General features: G+C 70.8%; 18 protein-coding genes and 1 pseudogene. 13 read left to right on the top strand and 6 right to left on the bottom strand.

The window, feature by feature from the left end:
• Nucleotides 1–284: 284 nt before the first annotated feature.
• On the bottom strand, nt 285–479 hold the full coding sequence (locus ACIBEI_RS16965; protein WP_398889390.1) for a hypothetical protein: 195 nt from the start codon (nt 477–479) through the stop codon (nt 285–287).
• Between the two features lie 328 nt (nt 480–807).
• Here ACIBEI_RS16965 and ACIBEI_RS16960 point away from each other — a divergent pair, with 328 nt between their 5' ends.
• The 5 genes from ACIBEI_RS16960 (at nt 808) to ACIBEI_RS16940 (ending at nt 5389) form a co-directional block, all read left to right on the top strand.
• The gene (locus tag ACIBEI_RS16960) at nt 808–1242 is read left to right on the top strand and encodes a hypothetical protein (RefSeq protein WP_398889388.1); all 435 of its coding nucleotides are present in this window, start codon (nt 808–810) and stop codon (nt 1240–1242) included.
• A gap of 174 nt (nt 1243–1416) precedes the next feature.
• Nucleotides 1417–2256, top strand: coding sequence for an SDR family oxidoreductase (locus ACIBEI_RS16955; RefSeq protein ID WP_398889386.1), 840 nt, complete (start codon nt 1417–1419; stop codon nt 2254–2256).
• A 111-nt stretch (nt 2257–2367) separates the two neighbouring features.
• Nucleotides 2368–3756, top strand: a complete 1389-nt coding sequence (locus ACIBEI_RS16950; protein WP_398889605.1) for a cytochrome ubiquinol oxidase subunit I — start codon at nt 2368–2370, stop codon at nt 3754–3756.
• Nucleotides 3753–4802, top strand: coding sequence for a cytochrome d ubiquinol oxidase subunit II (locus ACIBEI_RS16945; protein WP_398889384.1), 1050 nt, complete (start codon nt 3753–3755; stop codon nt 4800–4802). The genes ACIBEI_RS16950 and ACIBEI_RS16945 overlap by 4 nt, the downstream gene beginning before the upstream one ends.
• Before the next feature lie 74 nt (nt 4803–4876).
• On the top strand, nt 4877–5389 hold the full coding sequence (locus tag ACIBEI_RS16940; protein WP_398889382.1) for a gluconokinase: 513 nt from the start codon (nt 4877–4879) through the stop codon (nt 5387–5389).
• Between the two features lie 190 nt (nt 5390–5579).
• Here ACIBEI_RS16940 and ACIBEI_RS16935 read toward each other — a convergent pair.
• Nucleotides 5580–5726: pseudogene (locus ACIBEI_RS16935) on the bottom strand (DUF1269 domain-containing protein); the annotation flags it as partial.
• Nucleotides 5727–5794: 68 nt separating this feature from the next.
• On the opposite strand from ACIBEI_RS16935, the gene ACIBEI_RS16930 reads away from it, so the two are divergent.
• The 6 genes from ACIBEI_RS16930 to ACIBEI_RS16905 all read left to right on the top strand — a co-directional run bounded on the left by ACIBEI_RS16930 (nt 5795) and on the right by ACIBEI_RS16905 (nt 14598).
• Nucleotides 5795–7207 carry a hypothetical protein gene (locus ACIBEI_RS16930; protein WP_398889380.1) on the top strand — a complete coding sequence of 471 codons (1413 nt, stop codon included), beginning with the start codon at nt 5795–5797 and terminating at the stop codon, nt 7205–7207.
• Nucleotides 7208–7522: 315 nt separating this feature from the next.
• The gene (locus ACIBEI_RS16925) at nt 7523–8479 is read left to right on the top strand and encodes a cyclase family protein (RefSeq protein WP_398889378.1); all 957 of its coding nucleotides are present in this window, start codon (nt 7523–7525) and stop codon (nt 8477–8479) included.
• Nucleotides 8480–8658: 179 nt separating this feature from the next.
• Nucleotides 8659–9573, top strand: a complete 915-nt coding sequence (locus ACIBEI_RS16920) for a YhjD/YihY/BrkB family envelope integrity protein (protein ID WP_398889376.1) — start codon at nt 8659–8661, stop codon at nt 9571–9573.
• Between the two features lie 79 nt (nt 9574–9652).
• Nucleotides 9653–11239 (top strand): GMC oxidoreductase, encoded by a 1587-nt coding sequence (locus tag ACIBEI_RS16915; protein WP_398889374.1) that lies wholly within the window; start codon nt 9653–9655, stop codon nt 11237–11239.
• Nucleotides 11236–12654 (top strand): DUF2252 domain-containing protein, encoded by a 1419-nt coding sequence (locus ACIBEI_RS16910; protein ID WP_398889372.1) that lies wholly within the window; start codon nt 11236–11238, stop codon nt 12652–12654. Before ACIBEI_RS16915 ends, ACIBEI_RS16910 begins: the two co-directional genes overlap by 4 nt.
• A 105-nt stretch (nt 12655–12759) precedes the next feature.
• Nucleotides 12760–14598 carry a glycoside hydrolase family 15 protein gene (locus tag ACIBEI_RS16905; RefSeq protein ID WP_398889370.1) on the top strand — a complete coding sequence of 613 codons (1839 nt, stop codon included), beginning with the start codon at nt 12760–12762 and terminating at the stop codon, nt 14596–14598.
• Here the strand turns inward: ACIBEI_RS16905 and ACIBEI_RS16900 are convergent.
• Nucleotides 14537–15853 (bottom strand): chloride channel protein, encoded by a 1317-nt coding sequence (locus ACIBEI_RS16900; protein WP_398889603.1) that lies wholly within the window; start codon nt 15851–15853, stop codon nt 14537–14539. The genes ACIBEI_RS16905 and ACIBEI_RS16900 overlap by 62 nt on opposite strands.
• A gap of 295 nt (nt 15854–16148) precedes the next feature.
• Here ACIBEI_RS16900 and ACIBEI_RS16895 point away from each other — a divergent pair, with 295 nt between their 5' ends.
• Both ACIBEI_RS16895 and ACIBEI_RS16890 read left to right on the top strand, forming a co-directional pair.
• On the top strand, nt 16149–16382 hold the full coding sequence (locus ACIBEI_RS16895; RefSeq protein WP_398889368.1) for a type II toxin-antitoxin system VapB family antitoxin: 234 nt from the start codon (nt 16149–16151) through the stop codon (nt 16380–16382).
• A complete protein-coding gene (locus tag ACIBEI_RS16890) occupies nt 16379–16786 on the top strand; it encodes a PIN domain nuclease (protein ID WP_398889366.1) in 408 nt (135 codons plus the stop codon). The genes ACIBEI_RS16895 and ACIBEI_RS16890 overlap by 4 nt, the downstream gene beginning before the upstream one ends.
• Nucleotides 16787–16862: 76 nt before the next feature.
• On the opposite strand, the gene ACIBEI_RS16885 is transcribed toward ACIBEI_RS16890, so the two are convergent.
• The 3 genes from ACIBEI_RS16885 to ACIBEI_RS16875 all read right to left on the bottom strand — a co-directional run bounded on the left by ACIBEI_RS16885 (nt 16863) and on the right by ACIBEI_RS16875 (nt 20858).
• Nucleotides 16863–17951: a glycoside hydrolase family 5 protein gene (locus tag ACIBEI_RS16885; RefSeq protein WP_398889364.1), complete on the bottom strand. Its 1089-nt coding sequence runs from the start codon at nt 17949–17951 to the stop codon at nt 16863–16865.
• A gap of 190 nt (nt 17952–18141) precedes the next feature.
• Nucleotides 18142–19725: a GAF domain-containing sensor histidine kinase gene (locus tag ACIBEI_RS16880; protein WP_398889362.1), complete on the bottom strand. Its 1584-nt coding sequence runs from the start codon at nt 19723–19725 to the stop codon at nt 18142–18144.
• 95 nt (nt 19726–19820) lie between these two features.
• Complete coding sequence (locus ACIBEI_RS16875; RefSeq protein WP_055618758.1) at nt 19821–20858, bottom strand: rod shape-determining protein; 1038 nt, start codon at nt 20856–20858, stop codon at nt 19821–19823.
• Nucleotides 20859–20964: the final 106 nt, after the last annotated feature.

Below are 20964 nucleotides of genomic sequence, written 5' to 3'. Positions count from 1 at the left end.
GGCGGCGGGGGGGGGGGGGGGGGGGGTGCGCGGGGGGGCCCCCCCGGGGGGGGGGGGGGGCCCGGGGGGCCCCCCGGGGGGGGGGGGCGGGGGGGGGGGGGCCCCCCCCCCCCCCCCCCACGGTCCGCGGGCGCCCTGCCTCTTGGATCGTCACGGCGAGCAGCGGCCGGTTGGGCGCCCTCGCGGGGGCATCCCAGGCGACTCGGGCTGCTTCCACGCCGCACGCCGTACGCCGACCCTTTGGGCCGGCGTACGGTCTGGTCATCGGGATGCGGTCGGGCCGTTCAGAGACTGGCCTTTTCGGAAAGGCCAGTCCATTGCATCCCGAGTGGCTCAAGGATTGGGTCGAAGTCACTCAGAAGTTCACAAGATGAGGAACTCAGGATCCTGATCTCCTGGTCCTTGAATTCGGTTTCGGTGAGGACGCCCTGGTCCTTGAGTTCTCCGAGTTGTTTCAGCTGGTCGATTTTGCTGGTCATGTCGATGTGTGACTGTGCGGGCCCATCGCCCCTGCAGGCGGCGGGACAAGCGGTTCGGCACGGTGGTCGCTGTACCGGCCACCACGGCTCGCCGAAGGTGTGCGCGACAAACACCTCTCGGGTCGGCGCGCCCATATCGGTCGCCCATATCGGCGCACACCGCACCCTTCCATTGGATCACTGTTTGAATTGCCTCGCATCTCGGCCTCGATGCCGCCTTGCGTATATTCCTGCGTTGTGCCGTCCTGTGCTGCACGTGTCAAACTGATATGTGCGTCACGGCCCCGGCCGCACCACAGTGGCGAGGCCCATGTGGGAGGAGCTCGATATGACCACAACCGGAATGCACCACGGGCACGGAACCAGAAGCGGCAGCGAAGGGGCGTGGGTGACGGGCTGGACCGGATTCGCCGGCGTCATGATGATCTTCGGCGGAGCGATGGCGATATTCCAGGGAATTGCCGCTATCGCCGAGGATGATGTCTTCGTGGTCACCAGCGACTACGCGTACAACTTCAACCTGACGAGTTGGGGTTGGATCCACCTCGCCCTCGGCGTTCTCGTGGTTCTCGCGGGTGCCGCCCTGTTCCGCGGTGCGATGTGGGCACGAGTCATCGGTATCGCCCTCGCCGGCCTGTCGATGATCGCCAACTTCATGTGGCTGCCGTACCAGCCCGTCTGGGCCGTCGTCCTGATCGCCGTCGACGCCTTCGTCATCTGGGCGCTGTGTGTCGGAAGGGGCCGGGAGGCTCGCACCGAATAGTCGGCCGCGCCGTTCCGAGCGGCCCGGCGGTCGCGTACTGCGCCGTTCGGCGCGGGACAGCCCCCCGAGTGGCTGACGCGGGACGTGCCGCCGGGCCGTACGGGTTCCCCCTTGTGTTTCGTGTTGTCGGCGGATTCCCTCGATGTCCGCTTCGGCACTCACAGGGAGACACGAGTGGAAACCAGTGGCAGTGACGCTCGCCGGCCCCTTGCCCACCCGCTCCTCAAAGGCCAGAAAGCATTGGTGACGGGCGCGAATTCCGGCATCGGCAAAGCCACGGCCATCGGCTTGGGGCGGGCGGGTGCCGATGTGGTGGTGAACTACGTGGCAGGGCGGGACGCCGCCGAGGACGTGGTGCGCGAGATCGAGAGTTTCGGCGTCCGGGCCTACGCACATGAGGCGGACGTGTCGCAGGAGAAACAGGTAAGCGACATGGTGGACCGCATGGTCCAGAAGTTCGGGACCATCGACGTCATGGTGGCGAATGCGGGACTCCAACGCGATGCCGCCCTCACCGATATGACCATGGCCCAGTGGAAAAAGGTGCTGGACGTCAATCTGACCGGACAGTTCCTGTGCGCCCGTGAGGCGGCCAAGGAATTCATGCGCCGGGGCGTGGTCCCGGAGGTCTCGCGCTCCGCCGGGAAAATCATCTGCATGAGTTCGGTCCACCAGATCATCCCCTGGGCCGGGCATGTGAACTACGCGTCGTCCAAGGGCGGCGTCCTGATGCTGATGGCGACCCTCGCGCAGGAGCTCGCGCCGCACAGGATCCGGGTCAACGCGGTCGCCCCGGGAGCGATTCGCACGCCCATCAACCGCAGCGCCTGGGACACCCCCGAGGCCGAGGCCGAGCTTCTGCGGCTCGTGCCCTACGACCGCGTCGGCGACCCGGACGACATCGCGAACGTGGTGGCCGCTCTGGCCTCCGACCTCTTCGACTACGTGGTGGGGACCACGCTCTACGTCGACGGCGGCATGACGCTGTTCCCCGGGTTCGCCACGGGTGGCTGAGACGCGCCGCCCGTCAGCCACCCGGTACGAGCCACCGAGGACCATGTGAACAGCGCGATCGACCACTTTCTGGCGGACGGCCCTCCACAACTCCTGCCGGCCCGGGAGCTGATGGCCTTCACCCTGGGCTCCCACATCCTGCTCGTGCCCTTCGGCGTGGCACTGCCCGCCATCACCCTCCTGATGCACTACCGCGGACTGCGCAAGGGCGACGCAGTGGCCCTGCTGCTCGCGCGGCGCTGGTCGGCGGTCATGGCCGTCCAGTTCGCCATCGGCATCGTGACCGGCACGGTGCTCTCCTTCGAACTCGGCCTGCTGTGGCCCGGGATGATGGGCCGGTGGGGCGACGTCTTCGGCCTCGGCTTCGGGGTCGAGGCATGGGCGTTCTTCCTTGAGGCGATCCTCATCGCCATCTACCTGTACGGCTGGCGCCGGCTCAAGCCGTGGACGCACTTCTGGCTGGGCCTGCCCCTGCCGCTGGCCGCCCTGATGGGGGCGTTCGGCATCGTGGCCGCGAACGCCTGGATGAACACCCCGCGCGGCTTCGACCTCGACGCCTCCGGCAATCCCGTGGGCGTGGACGTACGCAAGGCGATCTTCACGCCGATGCTCGGCCCGGAGTACTGGCACTTCGTGGTCGGTGTGGTCCTGACCGCCGGCTATGTCGTGGCCGGGGTGTACGCGGTCGGCTGGCTGCGGGGCCGCCGGGACCGCTATCACCGGCTCGGCTTCACCGTGCCGTTCTCCGTCGCCGCGATTCTGACCCCCGTGCAGTTCGTGCTGGGGGACTCGATCGCCCGTTCCGTCTTCCACGAGCAGCCGGTGAAGTTCGCGGCGACGGAGCTCGTCTGGAAGACCGACACACACGTGCCGGAGTACATGTTCGGGCGTCTGCATCCGGACGGGACGATCTCCGGCGGGATCAAGATCCCCCAACTGGACTCGATCCTCGCCGGTTTCAGCCCGGACACCAAGGTGACGGGCCTGACCTCGGTCCCCGCGAGCGACCGCCCGACGGCGACTCAGGCCACGATCGCCCACTGGGCGTTCGACATCATGGTGACCATCGGCAGCCTGCTCATGCTGCTCGCGCTCTGGTACGGCTGGTGCTGGCTCCGCCGCCGTGACCTGCCCAGGTCGCGGTGGTTCTTCCGGTGCGCGGCTCTCGCCGGCGGCGCCTGCCTGCTGACCGTGGAGTGCGGCTGGATCACGACCGAGGTGGGCCGGCAGCCCTGGATCGTCTACGAGAACATGCGGGTCTCGGAGGCGGTGACGGACACCCGTGCCTCGACCCTGTGGGTGATGCTCGGCATCGTCGTGGTGGTCTACGTACTCGTCTTCGGCGCCTTCCTGGCCGTCCTCCTGAAGATGAGCAGAGGGTGGCGGCTGGCCGACGAGGGAGCTCTCACGGGAGCCGGCGCCGGGGACGTGGAGGGCGACACCCCCTACGGGCCCCGGCCGTTGTCCACGACCGCGGGCGTGGACGGTGGCCGCGAATGATCGAGGACGCCGTCGCCTGGGTGCTGCTGGCCGCGGTGGCCGCCTACGCGTGTGCAGGCGGCACGGACTACGGCGCCGGGTTCTGGGACCTGCTCGCGGGCGGCGCCGAACGCGGCAAGCGCCCGCGGTGGCTCATCGACCACGCCATGGCACCGGTGTGGGAGACCAACAACGTCTGGCTCATCTTCGTCCTGGTCGTCATGTGGACCGGCTTCCCGGTCCTCTTCCAGACGGTCTTCACGGCGATGTGGCTCCCGCTGGCGCTGGCGGCCGTGGGGCTTGTCCTGCGCGGCGCCGGTTTCGCCCTGCGCAAGCCCACCCGGCGCCTCGCCCGGCGCAGGGTCTACGGCGCCGCCTTCGCCGTCTCCTCGGTGGTGACGCCCTTCTTCCTCGGAGCGGTGGTCGGCGGGCTGGCCACGGGCCGGGTGGCTCCCGGGACGAAGGCGTCCGCCGACGCGTGGTCCAACGGGACGTCCGTGATCGCCGGCCTGCTGACCGTCGCCGCGACCGCCTTCCTCGGGGCCGTGTTCCTGACCGCCGACGCCCGCCGCTTCGACGCCGCCGACCTGGTCGGATACTTCCGGCTGCGGGCCTGGGCCAGCCTCGGCGTCATCGCCGTACTGGCGGTGGTCGGCCTCGTCGTGACCGACGACGACGCGCGTTACGTCCACGACGGACTGACCAGCGGAATCGGTCTCGCCCTCGTTCTGGCCGCCGCCGTCGGCGCGTTGGCCACCGCCGGACTGCTGTACCGCACCGCCACGGGCTGGGCGAGGATCACCGCGGTCGGCAGCGTGGCCCTCGTCGTGCTGGCGTGGGGGCTCGCCCAGCGGCCCTATCTCATCCCCACCTCGCTGACCGTGTCCCAGGCGGCCGGCGCGTCGACGACGCTGCGCTGGCTGATGCTGGTCACGGTCATCGCCGTGGTGCTCGTCGGACCGCCCCTCGTCCTGCTCTACCGGCTGGACACCGCCGGCGCCCTCCAGCCACTCACCGAGGCGGACCTGCGGCGGACGGCGGCCGGACGGGAGCCCGAGAGTCCGTGAACGGGGGCGCGAATGGGGCGTCGAATGGGGCCACGAACGAGGCCGCGAATGGGGCTGCGATTGGACCGCCGATCGTGCTGGTCGTGGGCGTGTCCGGTTCCGGGAAGTCCACCGTCGGCAAGGCGGTCGCCGAGCAGTTGAGCCTGACGTTCGTCGAGGGCGACGGCTTCCATCCCGCCGCGAACCTCGCGAAGATGACCGCCGGCCACGCCCTGGACGACGCCGACCGCGAGCCCTGGCTGCGTGCCCTCGCCGCCCGTGTCCGTCGCTCCGTCGAGGCCGACGAGGGGCTGGTCGTGGCCTGTTCGGCCCTCAGACGGGCCTATCGCGACGAGCTACGGGCGGCCGCGGGCGGACGGCTGTGGTGCCTCTACCTCGCCCTGGACCGGGACACCGCGTGGGACCGCGTGTCCCGGCGCACCGGTCACTTCATGCCCGCCCGGCTGGTCGACTCGCAGTTCGAGACGCTGGAGCCACTGGAACCGGACGAGCCGGGCATGACCGTGGACGCCACGGCCGGTCTTCCGGTCGTTCTGGCCCGGGTGCGGGCCGCCGTCCCGGGCTTCGGCGAACCCACGACCGACTGACGGGCCGGGCGGAAGGGGGGAGAAGCGGGGGAAGGGGGGAGCTGCCTGGCGGAAGCGGTCCGGGCCGACGCGATGCGTCACGACGCGGGCGCCGGCAGCCAGTACGACGATCAGGTCGAGGTCGAGGTCGAGGCCGAGGTCGAGGTCGAGGCCCAGGAGCAGTTGGTCTCCTACGTCGTCGGCCGCTACCGGCGTCCAGCGCGGCCAGGACGGCCGGTACCGGGATCCGCCCGGAGGCGACCAGCCGCGCGTCGCCACGGCAGAGGGCGGCGGCGAAGGGCACGGCCCACAGGTTCTCGTAGACCAGGATTCCGGCGGAGTCGCCGGGCTCCAGGGCGGTGCCGGTCATCACCCGCCGGGACCGTCCAGGTCGCCGGATCAGGTTCGTACGGATCTTCTTGGACCATGACCAGTGGCCCGCCACCACCAGACCCGGACAAGAACTCCGCCGGCCCGGACAAGAACTCCTCCGGCCCGTCCGGGGACTCCGCCGGCCCGTCCGGCGACAAGGAGCTTTCGGCGCGCGAACGCCACGAGTTGGACGAGCTGCGGCATCGCGTGAGCGCGCTGGAGAGCGGTGGGCCCCGGGCGGCCGCACGGCACCACTGGCTCCGGTCCACCGGATCGGTCCTCCTGATCCTCCTCGCCTCGCTGCTCTCCCTCCTCGCCGTCGTCTCGGTCTGGGCCAACAGCATCGTGCGGGACACCGACCGCTACGTCGCCACCGTGGGGCCGCTGGCGAGCAATCCCGATGTGCAGAAGGCGATCACCGACCGCGTGACCACCGCCGTCCTGGCGCAGGTCGACGTGGAGGCGCTGGTCAAGGAGTTGCAGAAGGCCGCGGACCAGAAGGGTGTCCCGCCGAACGCGGCCAAGCTGATCGACAACCTGGACGGTCCGATCGAGAGTGGGCTGAAGAGCCTGGTCAGCGCGACCGTGGAGCGAGTGGTCTCCAGCGATGCCTTCGACACGGTCTGGGTGAACGCCAACCGTGAGGCGCACAACGCCCTGGACAAGGCCCTCACGGGCGAGGCGGACGGCGCGGTGTCCGTCAAGGACGGCCAGGTCACCATCGACGTAGGACCGATCGTGGCCCAGGTCAAGGACCGGCTGGTCAGCGCGGGCTTCCAGCCGGCCGCCCTGATCCCGAACGTGCACACGGAGTTCGTGGTCTTCGCGTCCAAGGACGTCGGCCAGATCAAGTGGTACATGAGGGTGCTGGAGATCATCGGCAGCTGGCTCCCCATCATCGCCGTGCTGATCGCCGCCGCGGGTGTCTACCTGGCCGTCCACCGTCGCCGGGCCCTGATCTGGGCCGCGCTGGGGGTGTTCGCCGCCATGCTGCTGCTCGGCATCACGCTCAGCCTCCTGCGAACGGTCTATCTCAATCATCTGCCTGCCGGGATGTCCGAGGCCGCGGCCGGCGCGGTGTACGACGCGCTGGTCAGGTTCCTGCGGGCCGGTGTGCGGGCGGTCGGCGCGCTCGCCCTCGTGACCGCCATCGGCGCCTTCCTCACCGGTCCGGCCCGCGTCGCCGTCCTCGTCCGTACGGGCTGTGGCAAGGGCATCGGCGCTCTGCGTGACGTCTCCGTGTCGGCGGGACTCCGGCTGGGCCCGGTGGGCCGGTTCGTGCACCGCTACAAGCGGTGGATCGGCTGGGCGATCCTCGTGGTCGCCGCGATCGTGCTGTTCACCTGGAACTACCCGACCACGGCGGTCGTGCTGTGGACGGTGGTGATCGTGCTGGCCGCCTTGGCGATCCGCGAGTTCTTGGACACCGGCGACGACGACAGCGCCGTACCTACGCCGTCCGCCTGACCGCCCGCTCGCACCGGCGGGCGCTCACCCGGCGCCGGATCGCCCGCCGGCACGCGGTTCGAGGCCCCGGACGAGGGAGCCACGAGCCACGCCCTTCGAGTCCGAGGTCCCGCAGGCCGCGCAGCACCTCGTTCGCGGCTCCGGTCAGCGCGTCGTTCGCGGCTCCGGTCAGCGCGTCGCACTCGATGGCGTCGCCCTCGGGGTTGCGTACGACGCCGGTCCGCGGCCGGGGCGCCCATCAATCCGTCGACGCGGCGGTCCCAGGGCCCGCCAACTCGGCGTGCCGGAACCCGGCGCCTGTCGGAGGGTGGGGACATGCGAATGCCCGACGAGCTGAGCGAGGCAACGCCGGACCAGCTGAGCGAGGCCGGTTTCCGGTTGCTCCACCGCCACCTGAGCGGCAGGGCCCCGGGCGGCGCCACTCGCCGGGGCGCCCTGGACACGATCACCGGGGAACAGGTGCTGGCGGCCGTCCGCGAGGTGCGTTCGGGGCGTACGGTGTCGCTCGCGGCCCCGGTGAACACCCGGCCAGGACCTGACGACGCCGATCCGGCCGAGCACCGGCTCATCGCTCCGCCGGACGCCCGGCCGGTGGCGGAGGGCCTGGAGTTCGCCCGGGACCGCTTCGCCATGAACGTCCACAGTGACGTGGACAGCCACCTCGACGCGCTGTGCCACGTCATCTACGACGGCACCCTGCACGGCGGTGTACCGGCGGCGGGCGCCCTGTCGCCGGACGGATCGAGCGCGCTCTCCGTCGAACTGGCCCGCGACGGCATCGTCGGACGCGGGGTCCTCCTCGACGTTCCCCGGCTGCACGGCGTCCCCTGGCTCGAACCCGGAACGAACGTGAGCGCCGAGGATCTCGCGGCGGCCGAAGCGCGGCAGGGGGTACGGGTCGGCCGCGGCGACATCCTCCTCGTACGGGTCGGACACCGCCGGCGCCGTGAGGAGCTCGGCCCCTGGGACGTGGCCGACGCCCGTGCCGGGCTCCATCCGACGGCCATGGAGTTCCTGGCCGAACGCGAGGTGGCCGTGCTCGGCGGCGACGGCAACAACGACACGGCCCCCAGCGCGGTGGACGGGGTCGCGTTCCCGGTGCATGTGCTCGCCGTTCACGCGATGGGACTGCAGCTGCTCGACTACCTGCGGTTCGAGGACCTCGCGGAGATCTGTGAGCAGGAGGCCCGCTGGTCGTTCCTCTGTGTGATCGCCCCTCTCCGGCTGCCCGCGGCCACCGGCTCGCCGGTCAATCCCCTCGCGATCCTTTGACGGTCGTCGTCGCTGCCCAGTGACCGTCCGGCGTCCCACCGGTCAGGTGGCCCGGCGGCCTCCTCACCCGTACGGCACAACGGTGCTCGCGCCCCCGGTCCGGACGGCCGTCGTGGGCGGCACTCTGGTGGGGCGGTCACGCCTCGGGGTGTGGCGCCCGGATCCGCCCTGGGGGCAGCATGCGCGCGAGCAGAGAACCCGGCCCGCCCACGGACGGCGTGCGGAGCCGTTGGCGCGGGCGCGCGGCCGGGCTGCGGGCAGGACTGCTGCGGCTGCGCGGTACCGCCGAGGAGCGGTTCCCGGTGATCACCCGGCTCACCTCCCACCTGATCGCGGTGAACCTGCTGGACTCCGCGACACGGCTGGCGGCCCAGGCGTTCCTGACGGCCGTACCGCTGCTCTTCCTGGTCGCCGCCTTCGCCCCGCAAGGGGTGCGCGACCAGATCGTCACCTCGGTGCACGACGTGCTCGGCATCAGCGGCGCCGCCGACCAGCAGTTCAAGCAGGTCTACCAGGCCGATCCCGCCACTCTGCAGCAGAGCACCGGGGTGGTGAGCGCGCTGATGGTGCTGCTCTCCGCCACCGCCTGCAGCCGCGCGATGCAGCGCCTGTGCCAACGCGCCTGGCTGATGCCGAGCGCGGGCGCCCGGGTCGCCGCCTGGAGATGGCCCGTGTGGATCGCCGTCTGGATCGCCGTGATCGCCCTGCAAGGTCCGCTGCGGGAGGGATTCGGCGTGGGGATGTGGCTGGGACTGCCGCTGCTGCTGACGGTCGAGGTGGGCGTGTGGTGGTGGACCCAGCACCTGCTGCTGGCCGCGCGCGTCCCCTGGCTGCCCCTGCTGCCCGGGGCGGTCCTCACCGCGGTGGCGCTGACCTCACTGACGGTGATCGCGAAGCTGTACGTGCCCACCGCGCTCAACCGCAGCCTGGACCGGTACGGGTCGCTGGGCGCGGTCTTCACCGTACTGTCCTGGCTGATCGCGCTCTGCGTGGTGGTGGCCCTCTGCATCACCGCCGGCGCGGTCATCGCCCGGGAACCCGCCGTGTCCCGACGTCTCGGATCACCCGATCGGGCCAACTCGCCGACAACGTAACCCGGCGATACGTTGGTAGTCGGATCTGGAGTTCCCCTCACCCGGCGGATCGGAGCATGCTCCGAGGACGGTGGCCGGTATGACGGACGAACGGCATTACGACGTCATCATCATCGGGACCGGTGCGGGCGGTGGCACCCTCGCCCACCGGCTGGCCCCCACCGGAAAACGGATCCTTCTTCTCGAACGCGGCGACTATCTGCCCCGCGAACGCGACAACTGGGAGTCCTCCGCGGTCTTCGTCAAAGGGAAGTACCGCGCTCCGGAGTTCTGGTACGACAAACACGGAAACCAGTTCCCGCCCGAGGTCAACTACTACGTGGGCGGCAACACCAAGTTCTACGGCGCCGCACTCTTCCGTATGCGCCCGGAGGACTTCGGTGAACTCCGGCACCACGACGGCATCTCCCCGGCCTGGCCACTGACCTACGAGGAACTCGAGCCGTACTACACGCGGGCCGAGCACCTCTACCTCGTCCACGGCCGGCACGGCGAGGACCCGACCGAGGGCCCTACCAGCGCCCAGTACGCCCACCCGCCGGTCCAGCACGAGCCGCGCATCCAGCAGCTCAGCCACGATCTGGAGAAACAGGGGCTGCACCCCTTCCACCTCCCGATCGGGGTGAACCTCACGCAGGACGACCGGGGCCGGGCCACCCGCACCAGCGCCTGCATCCGCTGCGACCGCGTCGACGGCTTCCCGTGTCTGCTCGGCGCCAAGTCCGACGCGCAGGTCATCTGCGTAGACCCCGCTCTCGAACACGCCAACGTCGAGTTGGTCACGCACGCGGACGTACGGCGCCTCGACACGGACGCGACCGGCCGCACCGTCACCTCGGTCGTCGCGACGGTCGGGGACGGGGACGCCGCCACCGTGAAGTTCAGCGCCGACCTCGTGGTCGTCGCCTGTGGTGCCGTCAACTCGGCCGTCCTGCTGCTGCGTTCGGCCGACGACCGGCATCCGCGGGGCCTGGCCAACAGCTCGGACGTGGTGGGCCGGCACTACATGCGCCACAACAACCTGGCCCTGATGGCCGTGTCCCTGGAACCCAACGACACCAGGTTCCAGAAGACCCTGGCACTGCACGACTGGTATCTCGGATCCGACGACTGGGACTACCCCCTCGGCGGCATCCAGATGCTGGGCAAGTCCGACTCCGAGCAGATCCACGGCGAAGCGCCCCGCTGGGCCGGGGCCATGGCCCCCGACATGCCCTTCGAGGTGCTCGCCCACCACGCGGTCGACTTCTGGCTGTGCGGGGAGGACCTGCCCGCGGCCGACAACCGCGTCACCCTGGACCGGGACGGCGGCATCCACCTGGCCCTCGACGAGACGAACAACATCGCCGGGCTGAAGCGCCTGCGGCACGAACTGCACAGCATGCTCGGCCACTTGGGCATGCACGAACACCATCTGCTGCCGCACAGCATCTACCTGCACAAGGGCATGCCCATCGGCGCCACCGCGCATCAGGCGGGCACGGTCCGCTTCGGCCACGACCCCGAAAGCTCCGCGCTCGACGTCAACTGCAAGGCCCACGACCTCGACAACCTCTACGTCGTCGACACGAGCTTCTTCCCGAGCATCGGGGCGGTCAACCCGTCGTTGACCGCCATAGCCAACGCACTGCGCGTCGGCGACCACATCGCGGAGCGACTGCAATGAACTCCAACCACTCGGACGCAAGCGACATCCGCCACCGCACACCCCGGGAGCGGGCCGAACACGGCAAGGCCGCCCGGTCGGTCGCGCCCCGCTCCAGCCACGCCGAGTTCGCCCCCACGGCCAAACGGCCCGACCCGGTGGACATCATCGAGGCGCAGTCGGCGACGAGGGTTCCCGAGCTGGTCCCCATCCGCTACGGCCGGATGACCGAGTCGCCGTTCCGCTTCTACCGGGGCGCCGCCGCCATCATGGCCGGAGACCTCGACGACACCCCCCGGAGCGGGATCAGGGCGCAGCTGTGCGGGGACGCGCACCTGCTGAACTTCCGGCTGCTCGCCTCGCCCGAGCGCCGCATGATGTTCGACATCAACGACTTCGACGAGACGCTGCCCGGCCCCTGGGAGTGGGACGTCAAGCGCCTGACCGCGAGTTTCGTCATCGCGGGCCGGGCGAACGACTTCAGCGACAAGGAGCGGGCCCGTATCGTGCGGGCGACCGTGCGGTCCTACCGCGAGTGGATGCGGCGCTTCGCCAGGATGGGCAACCTCGACGTGTGGTACGCCCAGTTCGACGAGGCGTGGGTGCGGCAGCAGTTCGGCCCGCAACTGAGCGCCCTGGCCCGCGACCGCTGGTCGCAGGCGGTGACCAAGGCACGCGGCCGGGACAGCCTCCAGGCCTTCGGCAAGCTCACCCGCGTCGTCGACGGGCAGATCCGCATCGCCGCGGTTCCTCCGCTGATCACGCCGCTCCAGGACCTGCTGCAGGGCGTCGAACGCGATGCGCTGGAGAAGGAGGTCCACCGGCTCATCGAACGGTACGGCCACACAGTGCAGTCGGACCGGCGGGCCCTGCTGCAGCAGTACCGGGTCACCGACATGGCCCGCAAGGTCGTCGGGGTCGGCAGCGTGGGCACCCGCTGCTGGATCGTGCTCCTGCTGGGCCGGGACGACAAGGATCCGCTGCTCCTTCAGGCCAAGGAGGCCGACCAGTCGGTGCTGGCGCCCTTCGCCGGCGCGAGCGCCCACGCGACGCAGGGCGAGCGGGTGGTCTCCGGCCAGCGGCTCATGCAGGCCACCAGCGACATCTTCCTCGGCTGGGAGCGGGTCGACGGGATCGACGGGCGCCGACGCGACTTCTACGTACGGCAGTTGCGGGACTGGAAGGGCATCGCCCAACCCGAGCTGATGGTGCCGGCCGGCATGAAGACCTTCGGTGAGCTGTGCGGCGCCACCCTGGCCCGGGCGCACGCGCGGTCCGGCGACCGGATCGCCATCGCCGCCTATCTGGGCGGGGGCGACTCCTTCGACCGCGCGCTGGCGACCTTCGCCGAGAGCTACGCCGACCAGAACGAGAAGGACCACCAGGCACTCGTCGACGCCGTCCGCTCGGGGCGGGTCACGGCCGAAGCGGCCTGAACAAGGGGGCGACCAGCAAGGGACCGACCGGCCGACAACGGGACCGGCCGACAACGGGACCGGCCGACAACGGGACCGGCAAGGGGGACCAGCAAGGAGGCCCTCATGGACCGCTACCCGCCCATCGCCGACCACGGGCTCGTCGGGGATCTGCAGACCGCGGCCCTGGTGTCGTCCAAGGGTGTGATCGACTGGTTCGCGGCACCGCGCTTCGACTCGCCCAGCGTCTTCGCCGCCCTGCTCGACCACGACGGCGGCGGCCACTTCCTCCTCGCGCCCGAGCATCCCGAGGGCACCTGGAAGCAGCTCTACTACCCGGACACGGCCGTCGTGGTGACCCGCTTCATGTCACCCGACGGAGTCGGCGAGATCCTCGATCACATGCCGGTGCTGACGGGCCCGACGGCGAGCGACCGGCACCAACTGGTGCGCGTCGTACGCGCGGTGCGCGGCACCGTGCGCTTCGGCCTCGAATGCCGGCCGCGTTTCGACTACGGGCGGGCCACCCACGAACTCGACCTGACGGACGGCACCGCGACCTTCCGGACCCCGGGCACGACCGCCTACCTCCAGGGCGGCATCCCGCTCGAACGGGACGGGCAGGACGTCCGGGGCGGCATCACCCTCCACAACGGCGACGCGGCGGCCGTGGTGTTCACGGTGTGCGCGCAGGACGGGGAGGCGCCGCCGCCACCCACCACCGAGCGGATCACCGACGAGCTCTGGAGCAACATCGACTTCTGGCAGGGGTGGGTGCGCACCTCGAACTACCACGGCCGCTGGACGGAGATGGTGCACCGCTCGGCGATCACCCTCAAGCTCCTCACCTACGCGCCCACGGGTGCGCCGGTCGCCGCCGCCACGATGGGCCTGCCCGAGCAGGTCGGCGGCGAGCGCAACTGGGACTACCGGTACACGTGGGTGCGTGACGGCTCCCTGTCGGTGCGGGCGCTGCTCGACCTCGGCTTCGTGGAGGAGGCGACCCGCTTCACCCACTGGCTCGGCGACCGCCTGGGCGCCCGGGAAGGCCCGGACGACGAACCCCTCCAGATCATGTACCGGGTCGACGGCGATCCGCGTCTGACCGAGGAGATCCTGGACAACTTCGAGGGCTACCGCGGCTCCTACCCGGTCCGGGCCGGCAACGCCGCCTCCGACCAACTGCAGCTCGACATCTACGGCGAGGCCCTCTACGCCCTGGCCGAGGGCCGCGCGATCGGCGAACAGGCGGGCTACCACGGATGGAAGAGCCTGACCCGCACCCTGGACTGGCTCGCCGACTCCTGGGACCGGCCCGACGAGGGCATCTGGGAGACGCGGGGCGGACGCAAGGACTTCACCTACAGCCGGGTGATGTGCTGGGCCGCCTTCGACCGCGGTCTGAAGCTGGCGGCCGAGTTCAGCAGGCCCGCCGACACCGTGCTCTGGACACGGGCCCGCGACGAGATCCTCGAACAGGTCATGGAGCGTGGCTGGGACGAGAAGGAGCAGGCCCTGGTCCAGCACTACGGCGACGCCGTCCTGGACGCCTCCCTGCTGCTGGCCCCCCGCGTGGGATTCGTGTCACCCCGCAGCCCCGGCTGGCTCAACACGCTCGACGCCATGGAGCGCGTCCTCGTCTCCGACAGCCTCGTCCACCGCTACGACCCCAAGGCCTCGCCCGACGGACTGCGCGGCTCCGAGGGGACGTTCAGCCTGTGCACGTTCCTGTACGTCGACGCCCTCGCCCGCGCGGGCCGGCTCCCACAGGCCCGCTACACCTTCGAGAAGATGCAGACGTACGCGAACCATGTCGGCCTGTTCGCCGAGGAGATCGGCCCGAGCGGCGAGCAACTCGGCAACTTCCCGCAGGCCTTCACCCATCTCTCCCTCATCATGGCGGCTACGACCCTGGACGAGGCGCTCGACCGGGTCGCGCACCGACTCGACCGGGTCGCGCACTGAACGGCGGGATGCCCGGCCCCTGCGGCAGCAGCTCCGTGGTCACGAACGCCACGACAGCGGCGATCACGATGACCGGAACGGTCTCCGAGTTGCCCACCATGAGCACCACCAGCACCACGCAGCTGACGGGCAGCCGGAGCGCGGCGGCGGAGGCGGCCGCCATGCCCGCCGCCATGCCCGGAACGACGCCGAGCCCCGGCAGTGGCGACAGGAGCACACCCATCGCACCGCCCAGGAACAGCGACGGAAAGACCGGACCACCGCGCAGGCTTCCCAGACACAAGGCGTAGGCGATCCCCTTGAACACCAGGACCGCCACCAGACTGCCGACCGACCACGCGTGCGGGTGGGCGGCGAGTTCGGTCAGGGTGGCCTGGCCCGACAGGGCGACCTCGGCCGGCGAGCGGCCGGTGACGACCGCGTAGAGCGTCGCGCAGCCGCCCGCGGCGAGCGCGCAGAGCATTGTGTTCCGTACGACGTGCCCGGCGACGAAGCGCGCCGCGACCCGGCCGCCCATGATGATCCAGTGGACGGCCGCCCCGAGGACGACGGCCATCAGCGTCGCCCACACGACGTCGCCGAGGTCCAGGGTGGGCGGAGCCGGCAGCCCGATGTTGAGGCTCTCGGCGTCCAGCCCGGTCCAGTGGCCGAAACCGGTGAAGACGATGGCGCCGACTCCGCCGGCCAGCAGCGCGGGAAGCATCACCACGAACAGCTGCGGGCCACCCACCCCGGCCACTTCCATCAGCAGCACGGCCGCCACCAGCGGATTGCCGAAGATCGTGGAGACGGCCGCCGCGGCGCCGGCCGCACCGAGCAGCGCCGTGCTCGACTCGGTCGCGGGCGCGCGTACGAGATCACGGAAGACCAGCGCCAGACCACCGCCGAGCGCGATCAGCGGTGCCTCCGGTCCGAGCACGGCACCCAGCGGCAGGCTGGCCAGCGCGGCGAGGGCCACCCCGGGAACCGCCGCTTTCGACGCGCCTCCCGCATGCAGGCCCCCCGCCGGAATGTGCCCGCCCCTGCCGGGAAAACGCAGGACGACCAGGGCGACGACCGCCCCCGACACCAGAGCCAGGGGGAGCGGCCACCACCACGGGGGAGTCGTCCACCCGAGATCGTGCGGCCAGTCCACCCAGATCAGACTCTCCATCTCATGGAGCAGCACGAGAAACCAGAACGCGGCGAACGACACCAGGATCCCGATCACCGCGCAGAACACCAGCGCCCGCAGATACTCGGGCCGACGCAGAATGTCCCTCAACTGGTCGGCTTCCTGGGGCTGATTCCCCGGAACGGCCTCGGCGGCCTCTCCTCGCTTCTGCTCGGCGATGACGCTTCTCCTGAGTCCGCTGGGAGACGATTCGGCCGGTGGCAGCGCGAGATTACCCACCGGATCACGCCATAGGGCACCGATCCTGACGCAAACGTCCTAAACCACTCCGGATGGACGCGGGGCGCGGGAGCTTCCCCTGAGCTGTGCTCGAGTCCCTGCCTAAATGTTGGTGATGTATCGTGATGACATACATAGCGGATACTGGAGGTCCCCGATGTCCGTCACGCAGATTGATCTCGATGACGAGGCACTGGCCGAGGCCATGCGGCTCATGGGTGCCACCACGAAGAAGGAGACGGTCAACGCGGCCCTGCGGGACTACGTGGCACGGATCAAGCGCCTCGACGCCGCCGAGAAGCTGGCCGCGCGCGGTGCGCGTGGCGAGTTCGAGCAGGCCGCGGCGGCGCAGGGGGCGGCCAAGCGAGCCCGACGCGAGGCCTTCGAGTGATCACGTACCTGCTGGACACCTCCGCCCTGTGGCACCTGTTCCGCACCCCCGGAGCATTGCTGCCCTGGCAGGGGCACATCGCCGCCGGAGTGTTCCACCTCTGCGAGCCGACGCGCGTCGAATTTCTCTACTCGGCCACCAGCCCGGCCCACCGGGACGAGCTCGCGGAGGAGCTGGACGCCCTCTTCCTGCTCTCTCCCGTTCCCAAGAACGCCTGGCGTTGGGTCGACACCGCCCAGTACAAGCTGACCCAGCAGGGCCAACATCGTGCGGCAGGACCGATCGACCTGTTGGTGTGCGCGACGGCCGTCCACCACGGCCACACGGTCCTCCACGTGGACAACGACTTCGTGACGGTGGCCGGGGTGCTCAAGGAAGTTCAGCAGCGGGACGTACGGGGCTGATCTCGTCGGACCACAGGCTCCGCCTCCCGGTGAAGGGTGGCGGAGCCCCGGTGTTGTGGGTGGGGTGAGGGCCGGACTACGGCTGTACGGGCCTGCCCCGGCCCCAGGACCAGGCCAGGCGGTCGGCGCCGGACTGGTTGGTGGTGGTCAGCCAGGGGCGGGCCGGGTCGCCGGTCAGGGTCTGCAGGGAGTAGGTGTCGTCCGTGCGCAGGCCGGGCCAGTACACGGAGCCCATCCTGAGCTCGCGGAACGTGTCGGTGACGGCCTGCAGGTAGTTGATGAAGTTGTTGTCGGGGGTCGGCTTGTTGTAGTCGAAGCCGGTGGTCATCGGGGAGCCGAACTCGTCGGCGACGGTCCGGTTCGCGCAGTCACCGATGCGGACCTTGAGGTCGGCCACCCACTGGTCGTAGGTGGCGTAGTCCTTCCAGAACCCGTAGTGGTGCAGCGACAGATAGGTGCCCTTGAGGCGCGGGTCGGCGCAGACGGTCGTGACATGGTCGTTGTAGCCGGCGCCGCTGACGAAGACCCGGTTGCGGGGGACCTGCCGGTACGTGTCCAGCCACTTCGCGGCTATGTCCGCCCACTCGGTGTCGGTGTAGCCGTGGGGCTCGTTCATCGGCTCGAAGTAGACCCGCTTGTCGCTCTTGTAGGCCTTGACCACGGTGTTCCACATGGGCCAGTAGGTGGCCGTGTCGTCGATGAAGCCGTCCTTGCGCGGGCCCGTTCCCTCCCAGTAGGAGAGGATCACCTTGAAGCCCTTGTCCGAGGCCGCGTCGATGACTCCGCGATAGGACTTCCAGTAACGGCCGTTCACCGTGTACGGGTTGATGGGCAGCCGGACCGTGTTGGCACCGAGGTTCGCGCGGAACGCCGAGATCACCCGGCTCGCCTTCGTGTACGTCTGGGCGTAGGTGTCGGACGTCGACAGGCCCGACAGCACGACCGGGTCGTCTGCGAAGTTGTCGCGCGGGTCGGCCCAGTTCACGCCCTTGAACTGGGTCGTGTCCCTGCTCAGCCCGCTCGTCTGTCCGCCCGTGTACCCACTCGACGTGGCGTCGGCCGGAGCGGCGGCGACGGTCGTGCCGCCGGCCCCGGCGATCAGGAGCGCCACGAAGGCGGCCCGCAGCCGGGGGGTGAAGCGGGTGCCGGCGGGGGTTCTGCGCATCAGCTTGCCCTTTCAGGGGATGGCGGCTCGGCGCGCGGCTGGAGCCCGCGCGCGGCTGAGGGCTCGACTCGGGGTGATGTTTACGTAAACATCGAGGCGCCGGAATCGTGGCATCCGGCGCGGCGATCGTCAAGGTTTCCCACGTGTAACAGCCGTTGGCTCGTGGGGTGGAGGGAGCGGGCTGTTCGGCTCACGGATGTGTTCGCAGGGGGGACTGCCATGTCGTAGTCGTTCCGGTTCCGGGTTCGTCGTTCCTGTCCGGCTCCCCCTTCCCCTCCCCCTCGCCGTCGTCGAACACCGTCAGCCGTACGCCGGGGCGGCCGTCCGGGAGTGTCGTCGTCGCGTCGATCGAGACCGTGACGCGGGTGGCGCCGGTGCGGCGGGACGCGGCAGCGAGGGCGGCGCGGAGGGCGGTGAGGAGGCGGGTGGCCACCGGGTTCGGGATCCGGGCGTCGACCGGTCCCGTGAACTGCACGGACGGCTGGAAGCCGAGGGCCGTCGCGGCGCCCGCCGTCTCGCGGAGGACCTTGCCCCGGAACGTGGTGGGCGCGTCGGCGGGCGGCTGCTGCAGCGCGAAGATCGCCGTACGGACCTCCTGGACGGTCGACCGGAGTTCCTCGACCGCCCGGCCCAGCATCGCGTGGACCTCGGCGTCCCGCTCCTCCTCGGCGGTGCGGCGCTGGGTGGACTCCAGCATCATGCCGGTCGCGAAGAGCCGCTGTACGACCAGATCGTGCAGGTCACGCGCGATCCGGTCACGGTCCTCGAAGACCGCGAGCCGCTCCCGCCGCTGCTGGGCGTCCGCGAGGACGAGCGCGAGGGCGGCCTGCGAGGCGAACTGCGTGGCCAGCAACTGCTCCACGGACGTGTAAGGGCGGTCGCCGCGACGACGCGGGAGGGCGAGGGTGCCGATGAGCCGGCCGCCGGCCTGGAGCGGCAGCAGCATGCTCGGCCCGAACCGGTGCCGTACCCGCGTCGTCATACGCGGGTCGGTCGCCGAGTCGTCGACGAACACCGGCTCCCCGCCCAGGAGTTGCTCAAGGACCGCGCTGCCCGGCTCGATCGTCGTACCGACGAGACCGCCCGGGTCGTCGGGCGTCGACGCCGTCACGATCTCCATACCGCCCTCGTCCGTGGGCTGGAGGATCACACCGGCCGAGGCGCCGGCGAGCATCCGGGCCCGCTCGGCGACCGTCATCAGCGCGTCGGCCGCCGTCTCGCCGGTGAGCAGCGCCGTGGTCACGGCCGCCGCGCCCTCGATCCAGCGCTCCCGCTGACGGGCCGTCTCGTGCAGGCGGGCGTTGCCGATCGCGATGCCCGCCTGGGTGGCAAGCACCCGCACCAGCTGCTCGTCCTCGGCCGTGAAGGGGCCGCCGCCACGCTTCCCGGTGAGGCGGAGGCTTCCGTACGCGTCGTCGCGTACGCGCACCGGCACGTCGAGGCGGCTGTGGGCGGCCGGCCCGGCCGTCGGTGGATCGGGCGCGCGGAACTCCGTCGGGCCGTCACCGGCGGTGCCGTCCACGGGGTCGGTGGCTTCCAGCGCCCCGTGCCGGGCGTCGGTCAGCTCGGCCGCGGTGTCCACGATGTGCTGGAGCGTGGCACGCAGCTCCGGGTCGACGCCGACACCCAGGACGGCTTCGAGCACGCGGGGGAGCGGGCCACGGGGAGCGGACGGCCCGGTGGGTTCGACTGGCTCGGGAGATTCGACTGGCTCGGGAGGTTCGACCGGCTCGGTGGGTTCGGCAGGCTCGGGGGGTTCGGAGGGTTCGCTCATGCGGGCGGCGGAGGGTCCGGCTCTCTGCGTATGAGGTGTGTACGAGGTGCGTACGAAGGTGCGTACGGTCTGCGTTCGGGGCGGTGCTCAGGCGCTCAGGTGGCCAGCGGGTCGAGGGCCAGGGGCTCGATCCGGCCCTCCAGCATCGCGCCCAGGCCGAGGACCGCGCACACGTCGGGGCGTTCGGCGATGTGCACCGGCATGCCCGTCGCGTGCCGCAGCATCTGGTCGAGGCCGGGCAGCAGGGCGCTGCCGCCCACCATCATGATCCCGCGGTCGGCGAGGTCGGCCACCAGGTCCGGCGGGCAGACGCGGAGCACCTTGCCGATGCCGTCGAGTACGGCGGTCAGCGGGGTCTGGATCGCGTCGCGCACGGCGGCCGTGTCGACCTGCACGGAGCGGGCGAGGCCGGTGGCCACGTCCCTGCCGTGGATCTCGGTGGAGGCGGGCCCGTGCGGGGTGAGCCCGTTCCCGGAGAGGGCGAGCTGCAGAGGTCGTACGGACTGCGACGGGAGCATCAACTCGTGCTGGTGGCGCAGGTGCTGGACGATCGCGTGGTCGATGGCCTCGCCGCCGACGGGGATGCGTGCGGCGGTCACGATCGAGCCGAGGGACAGCACCGCGACCTGGGTGGCGGCGGCCCCGCACACCATGATCATGGTGGCCTCGGGCCGCTCCACGGGCAGCCCGCAGCCGACGCCGGCGGCGATGAGCGTGTCGACGAGTTCGACGCGCCGCGCACCGAGTCCGACGAGAGTCTCGACGGCGGCGCGCTCCGCGAGCGGGTCGGCGTCGTGCGGGGTGCAGATGGCGGCCCGCAGCCGGGGCTTGCGGCGCAGGGCGCGGCGGACCTTGTCGCCGAGCAGCTGGCGGAGCATGCGCTGGGCCATCTCGATGTCGACGACCGTGCCGCCGGAGACGGGCCGCACGACGCGGATGTAGTCGGGCGTACGGCCCGTCATCTTCTCCGCGAACTCGCCGACGGCGATCAGGGCGCCCGTCTTCGTGTTCACGGCGGCCACGCTCGGCTGGTCCACGACGAGCCCGGCGCCCTTCACGAAGACCCGTGTCCTCGCCGCCCCCATGTCGACGGCGAAATGACAGCGGCGCAACTGCTCCAGGCTGGCGGTCATGGCGGGTCCTCCCGAGAGCGCGGACGGCGGGACTCGGCCGGGCGGCGGTCCTCCTTCGCATCGTGGGGGACCTGACGGGGTGTCGCCTTTTGTGGTGGGCCGGGTG

The sequence above is a fragment of the Streptomyces sp. NPDC050988 genome (assembly GCF_044456225.1).
Taxonomy (GTDB): Bacteria; Actinomycetota; Actinomycetes; order Streptomycetales; family Streptomycetaceae; genus Streptomyces.
This window is presented reverse-complemented; position numbering and strand designations above follow the sequence as displayed.

Bases quoted from the DNA above. Each gene is read 5' to 3' on its own strand.
- ACIBEI_RS16920 (WP_398889376.1), top strand. From the start codon at position 8,659: ATGCGCGCGAGCAGAGAACCCGGCCCGCCCACGGACGGCGTGCGGAGC.
- ACIBEI_RS16925 (WP_398889378.1), top strand. From the start codon at position 7,523: ATGCGAATGCCCGACGAGCTGAGCGAGGCAACGCCGGACCAGCTGAGC.
- ACIBEI_RS16905 (WP_398889370.1), top strand. From the start codon at position 12,760: ATGGACCGCTACCCGCCCATCGCCGACCACGGGCTCGTCGGGGATCTG.
- ACIBEI_RS16895 (WP_398889368.1), top strand. From the start codon at position 16,149: ATGTCCGTCACGCAGATTGATCTCGATGACGAGGCACTGGCCGAGGCC.
- ACIBEI_RS16945 (WP_398889384.1), top strand. From the start codon at position 3,753: ATGATCGAGGACGCCGTCGCCTGGGTGCTGCTGGCCGCGGTGGCCGCC.
- ACIBEI_RS16960 (WP_398889388.1), top strand. From the start codon at position 808: ATGACCACAACCGGAATGCACCACGGGCACGGAACCAGAAGCGGCAGC.
- ACIBEI_RS16910 (WP_398889372.1), top strand. From the start codon at position 11,236: ATGAACTCCAACCACTCGGACGCAAGCGACATCCGCCACCGCACACCC.
- ACIBEI_RS16885 (WP_398889364.1), bottom strand. From the start codon at position 17,951: ATGCGCAGAACCCCCGCCGGCACCCGCTTCACCCCCCGGCTGCGGGCC.
- ACIBEI_RS16930 (WP_398889380.1), top strand. From the start codon at position 5,795: ATGACCAGTGGCCCGCCACCACCAGACCCGGACAAGAACTCCGCCGGC.
- ACIBEI_RS16915 (WP_398889374.1), top strand. From the start codon at position 9,653: ATGACGGACGAACGGCATTACGACGTCATCATCATCGGGACCGGTGCG.
- ACIBEI_RS16875 (WP_055618758.1), bottom strand. From the start codon at position 20,858: ATGACCGCCAGCCTGGAGCAGTTGCGCCGCTGTCATTTCGCCGTCGAC.
- ACIBEI_RS16965 (WP_398889390.1), bottom strand. From the start codon at position 479: ATGACCAGCAAAATCGACCAGCTGAAACAACTCGGAGAACTCAAGGAC.
- ACIBEI_RS16880 (WP_398889362.1), bottom strand. From the start codon at position 19,725: ATGAGCGAACCCTCCGAACCCCCCGAGCCTGCCGAACCCACCGAGCCG.
- ACIBEI_RS16950 (WP_398889605.1), top strand. From the start codon at position 2,368: ATGGCCTTCACCCTGGGCTCCCACATCCTGCTCGTGCCCTTCGGCGTG.